At 61.0% G+C, this 18,654-nt stretch carries 19 protein-coding genes and 1 tRNA gene; 12 read left to right on the plus strand and 8 right to left on the minus strand.

The genetic code is table 11. The annotated features are described in order from the left end of the window. The first annotated feature begins 25 nt into the window (after window positions 1–25). Genes FHU29_RS11225 through FHU29_RS11240 form a run of 4 tightly spaced genes read left to right on the plus strand, consistent with a single transcriptional unit; the run spans window position 26 to window position 3,766 of the window. Window positions 26–1,276: an acyl-CoA dehydrogenase family protein gene (locus FHU29_RS11225; protein ID WP_064441328.1), complete on the plus strand. Its 1,251-nt coding sequence runs from the start codon at window positions 26–28 to the stop codon at window positions 1,274–1,276. Continuing rightward, window positions 1,273–2,043, plus strand: a complete 771-nt coding sequence (locus FHU29_RS11230) for an SDR family oxidoreductase (protein ID WP_064441329.1) — start codon at window positions 1,273–1,275, stop codon at window positions 2,041–2,043. The genes FHU29_RS11225 and FHU29_RS11230 overlap by 4 nt, the downstream gene beginning before the upstream one ends. Beyond that, window positions 2,040–3,119, plus strand: coding sequence for a phosphotransferase family protein (locus FHU29_RS11235; protein WP_157095267.1), 1,080 nt, complete (start codon window positions 2,040–2,042; stop codon window positions 3,117–3,119). Before FHU29_RS11230 ends, FHU29_RS11235 begins: the two co-directional genes overlap by 4 nt. Further along, window positions 3,119–3,766 (plus strand): histidine phosphatase family protein, encoded by a 648-nt coding sequence (locus FHU29_RS11240; RefSeq protein WP_064441330.1) that lies wholly within the window; start codon window positions 3,119–3,121, stop codon window positions 3,764–3,766. The genes FHU29_RS11235 and FHU29_RS11240 overlap by 1 nt, the downstream gene beginning before the upstream one ends. Window positions 3,767–3,768: 2 nt before the next feature. On the opposite strand, the gene FHU29_RS11245 is transcribed toward FHU29_RS11240, so the two are convergent. Together FHU29_RS11245 and sp36 are read right to left on the minus strand one after the other, a co-directional pair. Then, window positions 3,769–4,230 (minus strand): RidA family protein, encoded by a 462-nt coding sequence (locus FHU29_RS11245; RefSeq protein WP_064441331.1) that lies wholly within the window; start codon window positions 4,228–4,230, stop codon window positions 3,769–3,771. Then, entirely contained in the window at window positions 4,227–4,388 is a 162-nt protein-coding gene (gene sp36 / locus FHU29_RS11250) for a Sp36 family protein (protein WP_013805068.1), read from the minus strand. Before sp36 ends, FHU29_RS11245 begins: the two co-directional genes overlap by 4 nt. A gap of 55 nt (window positions 4,389–4,443) precedes the next feature. Between sp36 and bagA the strand changes: the two genes are divergently transcribed. Both bagA and bagB read left to right on the plus strand, forming a co-directional pair. After that, window positions 4,444–5,445, plus strand: a complete 1,002-nt coding sequence (gene bagA, locus FHU29_RS11255) for an ATPase BagA (protein ID WP_064441332.1) — start codon at window positions 4,444–4,446, stop codon at window positions 5,443–5,445. Next, window positions 5,442–6,593 carry an ArsA family ATPase gene (gene bagB, locus FHU29_RS11260; RefSeq protein WP_064441333.1) on the plus strand — a complete coding sequence of 384 codons (1,152 nt, stop codon included), beginning with the start codon at window positions 5,442–5,444 and terminating at the stop codon, window positions 6,591–6,593. Before bagA ends, bagB begins: the two co-directional genes overlap by 4 nt. Window positions 6,594–6,672: 79 nt before the next feature. Here bagB and FHU29_RS11265 read toward each other — a convergent pair whose 3' ends face one another. Beyond that, complete coding sequence (locus FHU29_RS11265) at window positions 6,673–6,972, minus strand: WhiB family transcriptional regulator (RefSeq protein ID WP_041451364.1); 300 nt, start codon at window positions 6,970–6,972, stop codon at window positions 6,673–6,675. Window positions 6,973–7,660: 688 nt separating this feature from the next. Between FHU29_RS11265 and FHU29_RS11270 the strand changes: the two genes are divergently transcribed. The 5 genes from FHU29_RS11270 (at window position 7,661) to FHU29_RS11290 (ending at window position 13,540) form a co-directional block, all read left to right on the plus strand. Then, complete coding sequence (locus FHU29_RS11270) at window positions 7,661–10,054, plus strand: transglycosylase domain-containing protein (protein WP_064441421.1); 2,394 nt, start codon at window positions 7,661–7,663, stop codon at window positions 10,052–10,054. A gap of 60 nt (window positions 10,055–10,114) precedes the next feature. After that, complete coding sequence (locus FHU29_RS11275; RefSeq protein WP_064441334.1) at window positions 10,115–11,089, plus strand: metallophosphoesterase; 975 nt, start codon at window positions 10,115–10,117, stop codon at window positions 11,087–11,089. Window positions 11,090–11,128: 39 nt separating this feature from the next. Next, window positions 11,129–11,202, plus strand: a tRNA-Pro gene (locus FHU29_RS11280). A gap of 249 nt (window positions 11,203–11,451) precedes the next feature. Further along, window positions 11,452–12,876, plus strand: coding sequence for a potassium transporter TrkG (locus tag FHU29_RS11285; protein WP_232323018.1), 1,425 nt, complete (start codon window positions 11,452–11,454; stop codon window positions 12,874–12,876). Beyond that, complete coding sequence (locus tag FHU29_RS11290) at window positions 12,866–13,540, plus strand: potassium channel family protein (RefSeq protein ID WP_064441335.1); 675 nt, start codon at window positions 12,866–12,868, stop codon at window positions 13,538–13,540. The genes FHU29_RS11285 and FHU29_RS11290 overlap by 11 nt, the downstream gene beginning before the upstream one ends. A gap of 54 nt (window positions 13,541–13,594) precedes the next feature. Here the strand turns inward: FHU29_RS11290 and FHU29_RS11295 are convergent, their stop codons facing one another. The 4 genes from FHU29_RS11295 to FHU29_RS11310 form a co-directional block, all read right to left on the minus strand. After that, a complete protein-coding gene (locus FHU29_RS11295; RefSeq protein ID WP_064441336.1) occupies window positions 13,595–14,068 on the minus strand; it encodes a Dps family protein in 474 nt (157 codons plus the stop codon). A gap of 117 nt (window positions 14,069–14,185) precedes the next feature. Then, window positions 14,186–15,667, minus strand: a complete 1,482-nt coding sequence (locus FHU29_RS11300) for a catalase (protein WP_064441337.1) — start codon at window positions 15,665–15,667, stop codon at window positions 14,186–14,188. A gap of 11 nt (window positions 15,668–15,678) precedes the next feature. After that, entirely contained in the window at window positions 15,679–16,173 is a 495-nt protein-coding gene (locus FHU29_RS11305) for a Fur family transcriptional regulator (RefSeq protein WP_064441338.1), read from the minus strand. Between the two features lie 78 nt (window positions 16,174–16,251). Next, entirely contained in the window at window positions 16,252–16,785 is a 534-nt protein-coding gene (locus tag FHU29_RS11310; RefSeq protein WP_157095269.1) for a hypothetical protein, read from the minus strand. A gap of 375 nt (window positions 16,786–17,160) precedes the next feature. Here FHU29_RS11310 and FHU29_RS11315 point away from each other — a divergent pair, with 375 nt between their 5' ends. Continuing rightward, window positions 17,161–17,379: a hypothetical protein gene (locus FHU29_RS11315; RefSeq protein WP_064441340.1), complete on the plus strand. Its 219-nt coding sequence runs from the start codon at window positions 17,161–17,163 to the stop codon at window positions 17,377–17,379. 230 nt (window positions 17,380–17,609) lie between these two features. On the opposite strand, the gene FHU29_RS11320 is transcribed toward FHU29_RS11315, so the two are convergent. Beyond that, entirely contained in the window at window positions 17,610–18,653 is a 1,044-nt protein-coding gene (locus FHU29_RS11320) for an aspartate-semialdehyde dehydrogenase (RefSeq protein ID WP_064441341.1), read from the minus strand. Window position 18,654 lies beyond the last annotated feature (1 nt).

Raw genomic sequence — 18,654 nt, forward strand, 5'->3', positions numbered from 1 at the left:
CTTTATACGCGAGTACGCTGCCGTCATGGACTTCACGCCGTCGAGCCTCACGTCCGAGTACCAGCGCCGCGTTGCGGAGTTCATCGATAGGGAGATCGCGCCGGTCGAGGCGAAGTACCTCGCGGAACTCCGCGACCGGGAAAATCCGTGGGTCGTGCTACCGATCATCGATGAGCTCAAAGAAAAAGCGCGGAGCCAAGGACTGTGGAACTTCTTTCTGCCGCCCGCCTATGCCAGCGAAAAAGGTCGTGAACTCGGAGGCCCCGGCTTCACAAACGCTGAGTACGCTCCGCTTGCCGAACTCATGGGCAGACACGTCATTGCGCCTGAAATCTTCAACTGCAATGCACCGGACACCGGCAATGCCGAGGTTTTGATTCACTACGGGTCCGCTCAGCAAAAAGAAGAATGGCTGCAACCACTCCTCGACGGTCAGATACGGTCGGCCTTCTGTATGACCGAACCCGATGTCGCGTCCTCTGATGCCACCAACATGACCGCGACCGCAGTGATAGAGGGCGACGAAGTAGTCATCAACGGCCGCAAATGGTTCTCGACCGGAATCGGCCACCCGCGATGCCAGTTCGTCATCTTCATGGGCCTTACGGACCCGGATGCGGATCGACATTCCCGTCACTCAATGGTGATCGTGCCAGTGGGAACGCCGGGCATGACGGTCGACCGCATGCTCAGCGTTTTCGGCTACTTCGACGAGCCGTACGGCCACGGCGAGGTCAGCTTCACGAACGTGCGCGTCCCGGTGGCGAACATCATCGCTGGTCCAGGCCGCGGATTTGAGATTGCGCAGGGCAGACTCGGCCCCGGCCGGATCCACCACTGCATGCGCCTAATCGGACTCGCTGAACGCACACTCGAGATCGGACTCGAACGCGCGACAACCCGAACAGCTTTCGGCAAACCGCTCGCGAATCTCGGCGGCAACCGGGAACGTATCGCCCGGGCCCGGATCGCCATCAATCAGGCGCGCCTGCATGTCCTGTATACCGCGTGGCTACTCGACACCTCCGGCTCTTTTGGGGCCCTGTCCGAACTATCGCAGATCAAAGCCGCGGTGCCACAAATGGCTCAGGACGTGGTGGACATGGTGATCCAGTGGCACGGTGCCGGCGGGCTCACAGAGGATCATCCGCTTGCGGGCGCGTACGCCGCAGCACGGTCACTGCGCCTCGCCGACGGGCCCGACGAAGTACACCTGGGTGTGGTTTCACGAATTGAACTCGCGAAAGCACGTGCGCACGGAAGGGACTCGAAATGAGTAGGAGAGGAGGCACGCAGCCGCGCACGAACATTCTCATCACAGGCGCCAGTTCCGGCCTAGGTGAAGGCATGGCGCGGAAGTTCGCGGCAATGGGCCGCAATCTCGGCCTCTGCGCCAGGCGAACTGATCGCCTTGAGTCGCTGGCGACGGAACTGCGCGCCGCAAATCCTGGCATTCAGATCGTGGTCAAGACTCTGGACGTCAACGATCACGACAAAGTGTTTACCGTGTTCCGCGAAATCCGGGACGAACTGGGATCCCTCGACCGCGTCATCGCCAACGCGGGCCTTGGAAAGGGCCAGCCGCTGGGTACCGGCCATTTCGCCGCGAATAAGCAGACCGTGGAAACGAACGTCGTCGGACTGCTTGCGCAATGCGAGGCGGCACTCGGGATCTTCCGGGCCCAGGGGTACGGCCATCTCGTGGTGGTTTCCTCCTTCAGCGCCCTGCGCGGCATGCGCGGTAACATCACTGCTTACGCAGCCAGCAAGTCGGCTGCCGCGTCGCTCGCCGAGGGCATACGTTCCCAGCACCTTGGCTCACCGATCAAAGTGACTTCGCTGCTCCCGGGCTACATCGAATCAGAAATGACAGCCCGAGCAGGAAAAACCCCACTGCTCGCCTCAGCGGACAAAGGCGCCAGTGCCCTCATTGCCGCTATCGAGCGGGAACCCGGCAAGGCCTATATTCCGCGGTGGCCGTGGGCCGCACTGGCCCAAGTTATCCGGTTCGCACCCCTGTCAGTGGTAAGGAGGGTGGGGTGACTAATGATCGCGACGACGCCAGTCTCATCGACCAGCCAGCCGGTCTCAGAGAGGAGGACGCGTTCGATGCCGCCACGGTGAGCGAGTGGCTCGCTGATCGAGTAGAGGGCGTCACGGGTGTGCCGGTCGTCCGTCAGTTCGCTGGCGGTGCATCGAATCTCACCTACCTGCTCTCGTACCCCGAGCGTGATCTGATTCTGCGCCGGCCACCAGGCGGACACCGAGCGGCCTCTGCACACGATATGGACCGTGAATACCGCGTCCAGAGGGCAATCAAGCCATCATTCCCGTACGTCCCCGAGATGCTGGCCTTCTGTGATGACGTGTCGCTGATCGGCACCGAGTTCTACGTCATGGAACGCCTTGAGGGAATCATCCTCCGCAGGGATCTCCCGGAGGCCGTGCCGTCGAGCCCCGACCGAGTTCGCGCGCTATGCACGGACGTTCTCGACCGTCTCGTCGAACTCCACCAGATCGACGTTCGCGCAGCCGGTCTCAGCGACCTGGGCCGCGGCGCCGGATACGTCCGCCGCCAAATCAGCGGGTGGTCCGACCGTTTCCGCCGCGCACACACTTCCAACGTTCCCGACTTTGAAGACGTCATGACGTGGTTGTCGAGCCACGCACCCGACGACGTCGCGACCTGCCTGATTCATAACGACTTCCGCTTCGACAACATAGTTTTTGACGACCCCGAGACGATGAATGTCATAGGCATTCTCGACTGGGAGATGGCAACACTCGGTGATCCGCTGATGGAACTCGGCGCGACACTCGCGTATTGGGTGCAGAGCGACGATGACGACGTCATGCAGCAGAGCCGTCGACAGCCGACTCACCTGCCCGGGATGCTGACGCGCGCAGAAGTAGTCGACTATTACGCTCAGGAGACTGGCCGTTCTGTCACAAACTGGAAGTTCTATGAGGTATACGGACTTTTCCGCCTCGCTGTGATCATTCAGCAGCTGTATCGGCGTTTCCATGACGGCGGCACACACAATCCGCTGTACAAAGATTTCTGGATCTTCACCGGGTATTTGGAATGGCGCTGTAAGGAAGCAATCAAGGGGACGTGATGGGAACCATCTTCTTGGTCCGTCATGGCCAAGCATCATTCGGCACAGCCAACTACGACGCGCTTTCCGACCTTGGTGGCGAACAGGCGAGAATCACGGGTGAAGAGCTTCGCCATCGCGCCGCGCACGTGACTCACATCGTCAGCGGAACGATGCAGCGGCAGCGAGACACGTCCCTGCACAGCGGATACGAGCCGGCCACCGATCCGCGCTGGAACGAGTACGACTTCGCCGACGTCATCCACCACCACGGTGAGCCAGACAGCGGGACGGCGGAAAGTCACGCCGATCGAATGTCGTTTCAGAAACTCCTCGATGGAGCCCTGGACCGATGGATTGCTGCCGGAAGGTCAAGCCCCTGCACAGAAACGTGGGACCAGTTCACCGAACGCGTGGATAGCGCATTCGATGAACTGGTCCGCAATTCGGGTTCGGGTGTCCAGTCTGCAGCGTTCACCTCAGGCGGCGTGATTGCCGCGATCGCAGCGAAGCTCCTGGGCGACCGCGACCGGATATTCGTTCCGCTGCACCGTGTGTCATGCAATGCAGGAATCACGAAGCTGATCAACGGTCGCTCAGGGGTGTCGCTCGTAAGCTACAACGAGCACGGTCACGTCGATGGTAAGCGCCTCTTCAGCTACCGCTGAGGTCAGCGACGGACCTGAACGATCATTTCGACCTCAACGGGGGCGTCGAGGGGCAGTTCCGCGACGCCAACAGCGCTCCGCGCGTGCTTTCCTGCTTCCCCGAATACCTCCCCGAGCAGTTCCGACGCGCCGTTGACGACCTGCGGCTGACCAGTGAAGCCCGGGCCAGACGCCACGAATCCAACGACCTTCACCACACGTTCGACAGCTTCGAGACCAACGAGCGCATCGATCGCGGCGAGGGCATTGAGGCCGCAGATCCGGGCCATTTCCTTCGCCTCGTCGGGTGTCACGTCCGTGCCAACCTTCCCCACAGCGGGCAAGCCGCCCGCTACTAGTGGAAGCTGGCCAGACGTGTAGACGAAATCCCCAGCCTGAACTGCAGGAACGTACGCGGCAACAGGGGGGACAACGGGCGGAAGCGTAAGACCGAGTTCCTTGAGCCGCTCGAGGTACCCGCTCATTTGGCGCGCTTCAGGTAGGCCACGTGCTGTTCACCAGTGGGGCCAGGAAGGACGGTCACGAGTTCCCATCCATCTTCTCCCCACTGATCGAGGATCGCCTTTGTGGCGTGTGTGAGTAGAGGGACGGTTGCATATTCCCAGCGGGTGATCTCACTCATGTCTGTAAGCCTAGTCATAGGACACAGCGGCACACATACTTATAAGCTCTGAAGCGTGCCTACCTCCGAATTGTGGACCCACAAGGCAGCGAACGCCCGGCTGCACTTCGTCACCGGCAAGGGCGGAACGGGTAAGTCGACTGCAGCAGCGGCATTGGCGCTTGCGCTCGCGGCTGGGGGGCGGCGTGTTCTCCTTGCGGAAGTTGAAGGCAGGCAGGGCATCGCGCAGCTCTTCGACATCCCGCCGCTGCCCTATGCGGAAACCAAGGTGGCCTCGGCCGACGGCGGCGGTGAGGTATGGGCGCTCGCCATCGACATCGAGGCTGCATTCCTCGAATACCTCGATATGTTCTACAACCTCGGCCTCGCTGGCAGGGCAATGCGCAAGGTCGGGGCAGTGGAATTCGCCACCACCCTGGCTCCCGGTCTGCGGGATGTCATCCTCACCGGCAAGGTCAAAGAGTGTGTGATCAGGCGTGAGAAGGATGGGCGGCCGACGTTCGACGCTGTCGTAGTGGACGCACCCCCGACTGGCCGTATCGGCACTTTCCTGGACGTCACGAAAGCCATGGCGGACCTTGCAAAGTCCGGTCCGATCCGAAGTCAATCAGAAGGCGTGGTCCGGTTGCTGCACTCCGACGAGACTGTGGTCCACGTCGTGACGCTGCTCGAATCACTCCCCGTGCAGGAAAGCATCGACGCGATTGAAGAGCTGAGGGCCAAGGAACTGCGTATCGGGTCGATCATCGTCAACCGCACCAACAGCATGCATCTGCCTGAAGGAATGCTCGACGCTGCCGCCCAGGGTGAACTTGATCGTGACGCGGCGCGGGAGGGACTCAAGCGTGCCGGGCTGCGACTCAGCGATGAGGACTTCGACGGACTGCTGACCCAAGCGTCCGAGTATGCGATCCGCACTCAGGCTCAGAGGGAAAGCGCACGTGAACTCGAAGCCATCGACATTCCGCAACTCTCCCTTCCCACGCTGACCGAAGGTGTCGACCTCGGCGGACTGTACGAGCTCGCGGAAGCCCTAGCGAACCAAGGTGTGAAATGACGACTACGACAGCCGAACCCGCCACCACGCACACTGCGCCGCGCCTCAACATGGACGGAATCCTCTCCGATTCCGGCACCAAGGTCATCGTGTGCTGCGGCGCAGGCGGTGTGGGCAAGACAACCACTGCGGCGGCACTCGCTTTACGAGCGGCTGACATGGGCCGCACCGTCGTCGTCCTCACGATCGACCCTGCCCGGCGGCTCGCGCAGGCACTCGGCGTCGGTGAACTGGACAACACGCCGAAAGAGGTGCCGCTCGAGCACAGTGCAGGCAAGCTGTACGCGATGATGCTCGACATGCGGCGCACCTTCGACGAAATGGTGCAAGAGCACACCACACCAGAACGCGCTCAAGCAATCCTTTCGAGCCCGTTTTATCAAACGATCGCGACCTCATTCTCCGGCACACAGGAATATATGGCCATGGAGAAACTCGGCCAACTCGTCCAGAAGCGTGATTGGGATCTGGTCGTCGTAGACACTCCGCCGTCACGGAATGCGCTTGATTTTCTCGATGCGCCGCAGCGCCTTGGTACTTTTCTCGACGGCCGGATGATGCGCCTTTTCCTAGCGCCCGGGCGTGGAATTGGGCGCATGGTCACTGGCGCTATCAGCTTGGCGATGAAAGGGGTGTCCACCATCGTCGGGTCGGAGATGCTTTCGGACGCCTCACAATTCGTGCGGTCCCTCGACACCATGTTTGGCGGGTTTCGTGAACGCGCCAATCGCACCTACGAATTGCTCCGTACTCCTGGCACGCAATTTCTTGTCATCTCTGCGGCTGAGCCGGATCCGCTGCGCGAGGCATCATTCTTTGTCGATCGGCTGAGCAGCGAAAACATGCCACTCGCGGGCCTGATTCTGAATAGAACGCATCCGACACTTGCGTCGTTCAGTAGCGACCGTGCGCTGGCGGCCGCCGAAGAACTCGCGGAGGACACTAACGGCGACGACGCGGTGACGGAAGCGCTCCTGAGAATTCACGCCGACCGATCCCGGATTTCCAAACGTGAACAGCATTTGCTGTCGCGATTCACGCATGCTCACCCGCGCGTCGCGATGACAACCGTCCGTTCACTTCCGTTTGAAGTGTCGGACCTCGATGCGCTGCGAAATGTGAGCGCCCAGATGAAGAACCCTGGCTAGCACGTTTGATGTGAGTACCCAGCGGACCGAGCTTCCCCTCTCTGCCTGCTAGGTACTACCCACATCGTGAGTTCTGTTGTCACACGGCTGACTGCTGCGCGCGCTGAGCCGCGAAGAAATCAGACCATGATTCGACCTCTGGATGCTGCTTCAGCAGCGCGCGGCGCTGACGTTCCGTCATGCCGCCCCAAACGCCGAATTCCACACGATTGTCGAGAGCGTCGGCGCCGCACTCGAGAATGACAGGGCAGTGACGGCATACCGTCGCGGCCTTCCGCTGCGCCGCACCGCGAACGAACAACAGATCCGGATCAATTCCTCGGCAACGAGCTTGTGATACCCACGCGATACGCGCCTCAGCCTGGTCTGTCGAGATCATCGCACTGATCGGGAGACCGCCACTGCGGCGTGTAGTGGGTCGCTTGTCGAGTGTTGTTCCGGAGGCTGCAAGTCCCGATTGATTCATCACCTTCGCTGACTCCCTATTTTCAGGCCCCCTGCGGTTTCCTGTTGTCTGCCCGTCCACAGCGCGACTGAATCGCCAACTGCGGACCAGCATCCCCCGCAGGCGCTCCCATACCGGATCCGGTTCAGGAAACACCCGCCGCGTCAACAACCGAAGTGCGACGGGTCGCTCACACTCCATTACTGACTGTTAGGTGAATCACACTGGCCACAAACTTAGGTACTAACTGCGCTGAATGCAACCTCGGATTTACATCCGAGGCTGGATTGTCATCCCCGCGCAGCGCGCACTCGACCCGCCACAGCCTGAGGGAGACAGTTCTCCGCCAGGCCACAGCATGCCAGCCAGCAAGTGTGAGTGCACAGGACATGACGCTAGATGCAAAGGTGCACAACTGCGACTCTGCCCGGAAACAGTTGTGCAACAACTGAAATCACAAGGGTGTAACGACACATGACGAAACGCGGTGAAGAGTAAACGAGCGGGCCATCCGCGACCGTTTTGCGCCCATAACCCGATGCGCTGGACGAATTGCGGCATTGCAGGAGTGCTCTTCTTACTTCGGGGAAGTACCCTAGGTCTCGTGTCGATTGGTAAGGCAGTGGCGAAGCTCGGTGGTTGCAGCTTATTGGGGGGTGTGCTTCTTGCAGGCATGATGTTCCCCGTTGCAGGCGGGTTCGGCCTCGCGTCCAACAAAGCAGCGCAAACCGTGGAGAACACCTCGGCTCAGCTGATCGAGGGCGAGGTCCCCGCGGTCACCACCATGGTCGACGTCAACGGCGACCCCCTCGCCTGGATCTACGACCAGCGGCGCTTCGAGGTGCCCAGCGACCGTATCTCAAACGACATGAAGCTTGCCATCGTGTCCGTTGAAGACCGCCGGTTCGCAGATCACGACGGCGTTGACTGGCAGGGCACCGCTCGCGCTTTCCTCACCAATACCACCAGCGGCCAGATCGAACAGGGCGCTTCAACGCTCGTCCAGCAGTACGTCAAGAACTACCAGTTACTGGTACTCGCCCAGAATGACGCGGAACGTCGGGCAGCAATCGAGACCACGCCCGCGCGTAAGATCCGCGAGATCCGCATGGCCCTCGAACTCGACAGTCGGCTGAGTAAAGAAGAAATTCTGACGCGGTACCTCAATCTCGTGCCTTTCGGCAATGGCGCATACGGGGTCCAGGAGGCTGCGCAGACCTATTTCGGGATCAATGCCTCCGACCTCAATGCCGCCCAGTCGGCCATGCTCGCAGGCATCGTGCAAAGCAGTTCTGCACTCAACCCGTACACAAACGCGGAGCGCGTGCTGAATCGCCGTAACGTCGTCCTGGATACGATGATCGAGAATATCCCTGATCGAGCCGAGGAATTCCGTGCTGCCAAGGAAGAGCCATTAGGCGTACTGCCGGAGCCTAAGATGCTGCCCCAAGGCTGCATCGCTGCCGATGACCGAGGTTTCTTCTGCGACTACGTTATGCAGTACCTCTCGAGCGTTGGCATACCGCGTGATCAGGTTACGCGCGGCGGCTACCTGATCCAGACCACACTCGATCCTGACGTCCAGGATTCGGCGGTCAGGGCCGTCAGGAACAACACGAGTCCACAGGCTACCGGCGTTGCGAACGTTTTGAACCTCATTCAGCCTGGGTCGGAATCACACCGCGTCCTCGCCATGGCGAGCAGCCGCATTTACGGCCTTGATGGCACGAACAACGAAACGGTCAGCCCGCAGACGTTCTCTATGGTGGGACACGGCGCCGGCTCGATTTTCAAGATCTTCCCGACCGCAGCTGCCCTCGACCAGGGCATGGGAATCGATACGTGGGTGAACGTGCCTGCCCGCTATGAAGCCCGGGGCATGGGATACGGAGGCGCTCCTGGATGCCCCCCCGCCACCTACTGCGTGGAGAACTACTCGTCATATAAGCCATCGATGAGCCTGACCGAAGCACTCGCAACATCACCGAACACCACTTTCATCGGAATGATCGAGCAGGCTGGCGTCGAAGCTACCGTCGATATGGCGGTCAAGCTCGGCCTTCGCTCTTACACACGCGCCGGGACCTCCGGTTACGGTGAGCAGAGCCTCGCAGAAATGGTTGTTGACCAGAACCAGGGTTCGTTCACACTCGGCCCCGTCGCAGTCAACCCGCTCGAACTCTCCAACGTCGCTGCGACCCTCGCTTCCGACGGCATGTGGTGTCCACCCACCCCGGTCGACGCAATCATCGACCGATACGGCAACGCGATCGAAATCGCACATGAACCATGCGAGCAAGTCGTCGAACCTGGTCTGGCAACCGCACTCTCACAGGCGCTGGGTCAGGATCACACCGGAGTCGGCACCGCCGCGCGGGCCGCTGGAGCCACCGGCTGGAGCGCACCCGTCTCGGCGAAGACCGGAACAACGAACTCGAACTATTCCGCTGGGTTCCTTGGGTACACGAACACGGTCGCTGGCGTCTCGTACATCTACGGCGACTCCCCCACCCCGAGCCCTGTCTGTTCGTTCCCAGTACGCCAGTGCTACAGCGGAAACCTCTTCGGCGGCAACGAGCCCGCCCAGACCTGGTTCCAGGCTGTAGGACCAGTTGCAAGTAAGCTCGGCCCAATCCAGGCACCGCAGGCCACTGATCGCAAGTACGTCAGCGGCGATCCGCGCAACCAGGTGCCGAACGTGGCCGGCCTCACGCAGAGCACCGCAATCAGGCGCCTCGAATCAAGTGGCTACAGCTACAACACCGTCTGGACATCAAGTGCCGAATCTCGCGGTGTGGTGACGTCCTACTCACCAAATGGCTTCGCTGCGCCCGGAGCAACCATCACCCTGTATGTCTCCGACGGCAGCCAGCGCGTCGTGCGGCCCTCACCATCTCAACGGGAGACGCAAGCACCCCCTACAACTGCACGCTCTGAGCAGCGGCCCGATCTTCCCGATTCGGTCGAGGTCCCCGGCCTGCCCGAGCCAATGCCCGTCCCTAACCTCAACAACTAGCGACGGACTGTCCCGCCTGCGGCAGGCCGGGCCCCGACCGGCCTGCCGTATCCTGAATTGATGGCTCGCATAACCCGGCAGCTTGCCGCCCACAGCGCACTCGGCACCGCGGCAATAGTGGGGGCAGCCGGCACCGCTGCTCTCGCCTACGCAACCATGGTCGAGCGCAACGCCTTCACGCTCCGGAAGTTCACACTCCCGGTGCTCCCGCCACGTGTGCCCGCTTTGCGAATCTTGCACATGAGCGACCTGCATATGACACCGAACCAGCGTCAGAAACAGGCCTGGCTGCAGCAACTCAACGCCCTCGAACCCGACCTGGTCGTGAATACCGGCGACAACTTGTCACATGCCCGGTCAGTGCCGCATGTCGTTCAAGCCCTTGGCGGGCTTCTCAGCCGGCCGGGAGCTTTCGTCTTCGGCAGCAACGACTACTTCGGTCCACGGCTGAAAAATCCGCTGAAGTACTTCCAGAAGGACCATGAACGCGTCTACGGGGAGCCTCTCCCCTGGCAGGACCTCAGGGCCGCGTTCAAAGAACAAGGATGGCTCGACGCCACTCACACACGTCGAGAACTCGAAGTGGCAGGCGTGCGCGTTTCCATCGCCGGTGTAGATGATCCGCACATCGAGCGTGACCGCTACGACGCAATCGCCGGGACATCTGATTCGCGAACGCAGCTACGGATAGGCCTCACGCACTCACCTGAACCACGTGTGCTCGACCGTTTCGCTGACGACGGGTACGACCTTGTGTTAGCTGGGCACACTCACGGTGGTCAGCTCTGCCTGCCCGGGGTGGGTGCGCTCGTCACTAACTGCGGTATCGATCGGTCCCGCGTAAAAGGGGCGTCACGCTGGGGCTCTCGCATGTATCTGCACGTTTCTGCCGGTATCGGCACGTCACCTTTCGCACCTGCCCGCTTCTTCTGTCGCCCCGAAGCGAGCCTGCTGACGTTGGTCTCGCGGCCCGACCGCGCTCCGTACGCGGAGGATAGCCATGCCGTTTCGCAATCAGAGGCCACAGTGCGCTAAACTCACCACGCCGCTCGGCGTGAGCCGGGCTGCCAGGTTCGGGGTGTGGCGCAGCTTGGTAGCGCGCTTCGTTCGGGTCGAAGAGGTCGTGGGTTCGAATCCCGCCACCCCGACAAAAATAGTGCGAGGGCGTCCTCCATCACTGGAGGGCGCCACTCGCGTATTTCCACGAGGGTGCACGTCACGCACCTCTTAGCGCGAACGATCAGGAAGCCGGCCCCTTCGTGTGCGCGTCATATCCGTGCGGCGTAGTCTCACCTCATGCTTGAACAGCGCCTTGCGGCCTGCGGCCCGGAAGTAGCTTCCTCAAAAGAACCCTCTGCCCGAAGGGGATTCACCGCTGCACCCCACGAGCGGCGGCAGTGACTGCGGCTGAGCCGTCTGAGCTCCGCTCCAGAGTCCGGTTCCGCCTGAGCCGGGCGGCAGGTGCATTCGTCAAATACCCGGCCCGGGTGATCGTAGCCGGGTACCTCGCCGTTATTCTGTTCGGAACATTCCTGCTCTCACTTCCCGCCGCCACGGCGGGGAGCGGACGGGCGACCTTCGTCGAGGCGCTCTTCACTGCCACGTCCGCAGCGTGCATTACCGGACTCGTTGTCGTAGATACGGGTAGCTTCTGGTCTCCGTTTGGGCACTGGGTAATCGTGGGCCTTTTCCAGCTCGGCGGCCTGGGAATTATGACGGTCGCATCGCTGCTAGGTTTGCTCGTCGCCCGCCGGATGGGCATGCGCATGCAGCTCATCGCGCACACTGAGCAGAAGAACCTCCGCCTCGGTGAGATCAGCCGCGTCGTAGCCGGCGTCATCCGCATGAGCCTGATCATCGAGTTCATCACGGCGATCTTCTTGGTCACCCGCTACTACATCGCGTATGCCGATTCGTTCGGTGAGGCTGCCTACTGGGGGATCTTCCATGCGATCTCGGCCTTCAACAGCGCCGGGTTCGCTTTGCAATCAGACAGCATGATGCAGTACGTCGGGGATCCGCTCATCCTCTTCCCGGTGATCATCGCGTTCACACTCGGCGCGATCGGATTCCCCGTCATTTTCGAGGTATCGCGCCACTTCAGACAACAGGTCCGGGAGGCACGCGGCGCCGAGCACACCGCGCGGCACTGGACTATCCACACGAAAGTCACCGTGCTCACGCACAGCCTTCTCGGTGTCATCGGCATTGCCTCTGTCATCATGTTCGAGTGGGCGAACCCCAGTACGATGGGCCCTCTCAGCACCCTGCAGAAACTGATGGCGGGCGCGGTTCAGGGCCTCACACCCCGGTCCAGCGGTTTCAACACCATTGAAACCGGGGAAATGAACGCCGCCACGGTCCTCATCACCGATGTGCTGATGTTCATTGGTGGCGGGAGCGCAGGTACAGCGGGCGGCATCAAGGTGACGACGTTCGCGCTGCTCGGATTCGTGATCCTGGCGGAACTCCGGGGACAGCCGACCGTCCACGTGATGGGCCGCAAGCTAGCGGACGCCGTCCAGCGGCAGGCACTCACTGTGGCACTGCTCTCAATCGCCGCTGTCATGGGCGGAACAATCATCATCTCGACGTTCTCCGAACACCCACTCGATCACGTGCTGTTCGAGGTGATCTCAGCGTTCTGCACAGTCGGACTCTCCATGGGCATCACCGAAGACCTACGTCCACTTGCTCAACTGATACTCGTCGTTCTGATGTTCGCGGGCCGTATCGGGCCGATTATTCTGGCCTCGGCTCTCGCCTTGCAGGAACGGCCACGCCGTTACGAACTCCCAGAGGAGCGTCCCATTGTCGGGTAAGAATGATCGCCAGCAAAGCACGCGGGTTGTAGTGCTCGGGTTGGGGCGATTCGGCCGCTCACTCGCGCGTGAACTCGTTACTAGCGGCACCCAGGTACTCGGTATCGATAATGACCCCAAGATCATTCAGCGCCTCGCTGAGGATCTCACGCAGACTGCCGTTGCAGACACAACTGACCGCGACTCGCTCATGCAACTGGGCGTGCACAAGTTCCCGCACGCTGTGGTCGCCGTGGGAACCGACCTTGAGTCGTCGATCCTCACAACCTCACTGCTCGCGGACTTCCAGGTGCCACAGATCTGGGCGAAGGCCACCAGCCGTCAGCACAGCCGCATCCTCGAACGCGTAGGCGCCCACCACGTGGTCATCCCCGAACACGATATGGGAGAACGGGTCGCGCATCTGGTTACAGGTCGCATGCTCGATTACATCGAGTTCGGTGACGATTATGCGATGGTCAAGACTCTCGCGCCCGCGGACGCGATCGGTATGCCCCTGAAGGACAGCGAACTGCGCCGCAAGTACGAAATCACGGTCGTCGCGGTGAAGCGGCCCGGCCAGAACTTCACCTACGCAACGCAGGAGACCGTGCTTATGCGCGGCGATATTCTCGTGGTCGCCGGAAAGATCCGCCAGGTCGAAGCCTTCGCAAATGTGACCTGAACGGATTCGGCCCCAGGCGCATGCGAGGGGCCGAATCAATGCGCTCAAGCCAGATCAGGCGACCTGCGCCTGCCACATCCAATGAAGCTGCTCAAGTCGTGCCGTGATGCTAATGAGAAGGTCCTGAGTTACCGGATCAGGTTCCTCCGTTGCCTTGACCCGGCTGCGGAGACGTTCGATCACCGCGGCGAGGTTCTCGACAACGATGTTGACGATGTCCTCATCGCTCGTCCACCCCTCGCCGATACCCTTGGCGCCCGACTGACCGGCAACGGTCGATGCCCGACCGTCCGGTGGCACGCCAATCGCAGTGGCTCGCTCGGCTGCTTCGTCAGTGAACTCACGGGCGGCCGTCACCAGTTCGTCAAGTGCAAGGTGAACGGAGCGGAAGTTCTTGCCGATGACATTCCAGTGCGCCTGCTTCGCGATGAGGCTGAGGTCGATCAGGTCGACGACAGTTCCCTGTAGCGCCTCACCGGTCACGCGCTGTTCGTCGTCACTCAGTGTGCTCGTGATAGGGGCTGACACTTCGTTGCCTCCTGTTGTCTCTGTGGCCAGTGGAGTGCCCCCTGGCCAGGGTTACGTCCTAGGAAGAATTACCCGATTCTGGCTCGGGTAACCCTCCCGAACATTTCGTGGTTGAGATTACTGGCCGTTCTGGGCGGCGCGGACGCCTTCTTCAATCTGCTTGCCGACCTCGGGGTCGACCTTCTTCCAGTACTCGAATGCGCGCTCGAGAATCGGCTCGGTGACACCATCCAGTAGGTGTCCGACGACATTGTTGACGAGGCGCTCGCGTGCTGCCTCATCCATGACTTCGCGGACCAGAGTGTGCGGCTGGACGAAGTCGTCGTCTTCAGGGTGCTGAACATACGCGGAACGAACCATGTCTCCCGCGGACTCCCAGCCGTTGTACGGGCCAGCAAGCTGCTCCTTCGCAGCCGGGCCACCGGCAGAGTTCGGAGCGTAAACCGGCACGTCAGGCGAGTTGTACGCGTAGCGCATGGCGCCGTCTTTCGCATAGGTGTGCACGGGCGCCTTCGGTGCGTTGACGGGCAGTTGCGTGTAATTCACACCGATGCGGTAGCGGTGAGTGTCGGCATAGGAGAACACGCGCCCAAGGAGCATCTTGTCGGGCGAGAAACCGATACCTGGAACCACGTTCGACGGCTCGAAAGCGGCCTGCTCGATTTGCGCGAAGAAGTTTTCCGGGTTGCGGTTCAGCGTGAGAACACCGACCTTCTTCCGCGGGTAATCCTTCTGCGACCACACCTTCGTGAGGTCGAAGGGGTTGAAGCGATACTTCTCTGCGTCCTCGAACGGCATGATCTGGACTTCCAGGCTCCACTTCGGGAAATCACCGTTCTTGATCGCGTTGAAAAGATCCTTCCGGTGGAAGTCAGGGTCTGCCCCGGCGAGTTTGTCGGCTTCTTCCTGTGTGAGGAAGTCGGCGCCCTGCATTGTCTTGAAGTGGTACTTGACCCAGGAACGCTTGCCGTCTTTATTGATCCACATGTACGTGTGTGACCCGAAGCCATCCATATGGCGGTAGGTCTTCGGCACTCCGCGATCACCCATCAGCCAGGTGACTTGATGCGCCGATTCGGGCGACAACGTCCAGAAGTCCCACTGCATGTTGTGGTCCCGAAGACCAGAATCTGGCATGCGTTTCTGTGACCTGATGAAGTCCTGGAACTTCATTGGGTCACGAACGAAGAACACTGGCGTGTTGTTACCAACGAGATCGTAGTTCCCCTGCTCGGTGTAGAACTTCATGGCGAAACCTCGCGGGTCGCGCCAGGTATCGGGGCTGCCCTGCTCCCCTGCCACAGTGGAGAACCGGATCACCATTTCCGTTTTCTTGCCCTGCTGCAGGAAGTCCGCACAAGTGAATTCGCTGACATCCTCAGTGATCTCAAGTTCACCGAAAGCGCCTGAGCCCTTCGCGTGCACTACGCGCTCCGGCACGCGCTCGCGGTTGAAATGAGCCATCTTCTCAATGAGGTAATGGTCATGCAGAACGATCGGCCCTTGCTCGCCGAGGGTCAGTGAGGTCTCGTCGCTCGAGACGGGAATCCCGCTGTTCGATGTCGTAGCTGGAACGGGCTGGTCAGCTGCAGTGGTCATAACGGAGCCTCCTAGGAGGGGTGGGCTGGAGAGTTTTCCGGTCGGGCTGCCCCGGACGCTATCGACGTTTCCGGGTTTTCACGCCCGCATTCGGCGCAAAGACCCCAGAACACGATTTCCGCCTCGTCAATGACGCAGCCGGCTAGTTCGTGCGGTGTGAGGCACGGGGCAGCACCAGCAACACAATCCACATCGACGACGTTTCCGCACGACCGACACACAAAGTGGTGGTGGTTGTCTCCAGCGCGTGTCTCATACAGCGCCGGAAAACCAGCAGGCTCAATCCGGCGAACCAGACCAGCGGCGACACAGGCTCTAAGTACGTCGTACACGGCCTGCGTCGATACCGATCCGAGTTCTGCCCGGACCTTCGTCGCGACCTCGTCAGCCGTTGAATGCGGGGCGGCTGCGAGGACTGTCAGAACTGCCACACGGGGGGCTGTCACCCTCAGGCCAGCCTCGCGCAACACGTTGCGCGGCTCGCCTGGCAGGTGCTCCGTAGGCATATCCCCAGTATGCCTGCTTTCTGGAATGAGTCAAGAAAGGGCAGCCAAAGAAAGTTCACTCTGAGCGAACATGGACCCTCAGCCCCGCTCGAACTCCCAGTACTCATGGGCGAGATACAGCCAGTCCGTAGAAGGACGCAAGAAAGTGAGCACTGTTCCCGCCACCATCAGGACCACCTGAGCCATCGGCAGAAGGTCAAGGAGGGTTGGCGCTGAATCCACCGTCACCTGGCCCATGCCATACGCGAGCGAGGTGATCGGGATCGTGATGAGACCAATCACGATAATGGCGTACCGTGCCGCTCGTGAACCCAGCCGGCGCATCATCGCAACACACACCAGGAGCGCGATCATCAGCACTGTGCCCGCCATGATCACTCCCCACGGAGCTAGACGCGCCATCTCGGTAGCGCTCTCGGTCCCCGGTGTACCCAGCCCAGGATCCGTCGCGAACTCTTGAGCCAAGCGCGCCTGGACGCCGTCGAGGCGCACGAGGATCTGCACCACGGCAGGCAGTACGAGCAGCGCCGCGATGCGCCATGACCACCAGCCGAGCGTCAACTGCGCTGGGGGTACCGGGGGTGGGGGGATCTCTTCAGTCTTACGTTGCACCGCCACAGCCTAAGCGCTCGGTGCGAATCGGGCATAGCGGCTGGGCGGACACGCCGGGGAGTCAGAAGTTGAGACCCGCGGGCATCGGGTTCGCCTACCTTCCTGGCCGGCCACTGCTCGATTACACCCGGACGCGTTATTCCAGCATAAACGAATTAGTAACATATTTTGTTAACCGCTGTATCGAAGTTTGACCTGCCGCGACGAAATGCTTTAATAACAGACGTTGGCGATTTTGAATTTCTCAGGATTTACAGAAACCCTTGCGGTGAACATCACAACCGCTTAATGTTTCGATCGTCGGGAAAGCAATCCGGCATATTCGAACCCCACGCTTCCTTCACGTGGAGGCAGAAATTCGCAAAGGAGCGATCTATGTACCGTCGTATCGCCAGGGCTGCCCTAGTCACAGCATTCGCCGCCGGCGCATCATTCGGCTTCAGTGGCGTTGCCCAGGCCGATGACTACTGCGCAGGTGTGAGCGGAGTCGGTGGCGGCGCCGATAGCCCAGGCATTTCGGTAGGCGGCACTGGGGGCGGCATTTCCGGTGTTGGTGGCGGTGCCGAAGATCCCGAAGCCTGCCTCAGCGCATAAGCAGCAGTCCAGCCTAGCGACGGCTGACTGTCCGGGCAGGGGCAGGTCCGCCTGCCCCTGCCCGGCCTCGACATTTATCTCAACCTTCGCATTATCAGCTGACTTTAATATTTGATCGCTGAATTGCCACTGTCCCAAATTCCGCCAGTCCCAAACATGGAATTAAATAGCTAAAAACAAAACCGCTCCGGTGCCAGTAAGCAAGCACCGGAGCGGTTAAGTCGCACTGATCAGCTCTGCGCCACCAGCAGTTCCGCAATTTGGATTGCGTTCAGGGCTGCACCTTTGCGGAGGTTGTCGTTCGTGATGAACAATGCCAGCCCCCGCCCTTCAGGCACACCGGGATCCTGACGAATCCGGCCGACCAGCGACGGGTTCCGGCCCGCCGCGGCGAGCGGCGTCGGAACATCGACGAGTTCAACGCCTGGTGCTTCCGCAAGAATCTTCTCGGCGCGTTCGACGCTCAGCGGCTGAGAAAACTCAGCGTTAATCGAGAGGGAGTGGCCGGTCACGACAGGAACGCGCACACACGTTCCGGATACGGCAAGTTCGGGAAGCCCGAGAATCTTACGGCTCTCATTTCTCAGCTTCTGATCTTCATCAGTCTCACCGCTGCCATCGTCGACGAGCGCGCCCGCCAGTGGCAGTGCATTGAACGCAATAGGAGCAACGTAGGTATCCGGCTCGGGGAACGCGACCGAAGACCCGTCATTCACCAGCTTCTCGGCATCGTCGATCACCGCGCGAAGCTGAGTGAGCAACTCCCTGACTCCTGCTAGCCCGCTGCCAGACACCGCTTGGTACGTCGACACGATCAGCCTGGTCAAGCCTGCTTCGTCGTGCAGAGCCTTGAGGACCGGCATCGCGGCCATCGTGGTGCAATTGGGATTTGCGATGATCCCCTTCGGTGGGTTGCGAATCTGGTCCGGGTTCACCTCGCTGACAACGAGCGGCACCTCAGGGTCCTTGCGCCACGCAGAAGAGTTGTCAACGACAACCGCTCCCGCCGCCGCGAACCGTGGCGCCTGCTCCCTGGAGAGCGTGCCCCCCGCAGAGAAAAGCGCGATGTCGATGCCCTTCAAATCCTCATCTGAGGTCGCGGCGACATCCTCTACGACAATGTCTTCACCGCGGAATGGGAGCGTCGTTCCTGCCGAGCGGGCGGACGCAAAGAAGCGCACGCGGTCTGCGGGAAAGTTTCGTTCCTCGAGGAGCGCGCGCATCACACGACCGACCTGGCCGGTAGCGCCCACTACGGCAACCGTGGCACCCATT

Origin of the sequence: Hoyosella altamirensis, from assembly GCF_014191505.1 — a bacterium.
Classification (GTDB): domain Bacteria; phylum Actinomycetota; class Actinomycetes; order Mycobacteriales; family Mycobacteriaceae; genus Hoyosella; species Hoyosella altamirensis.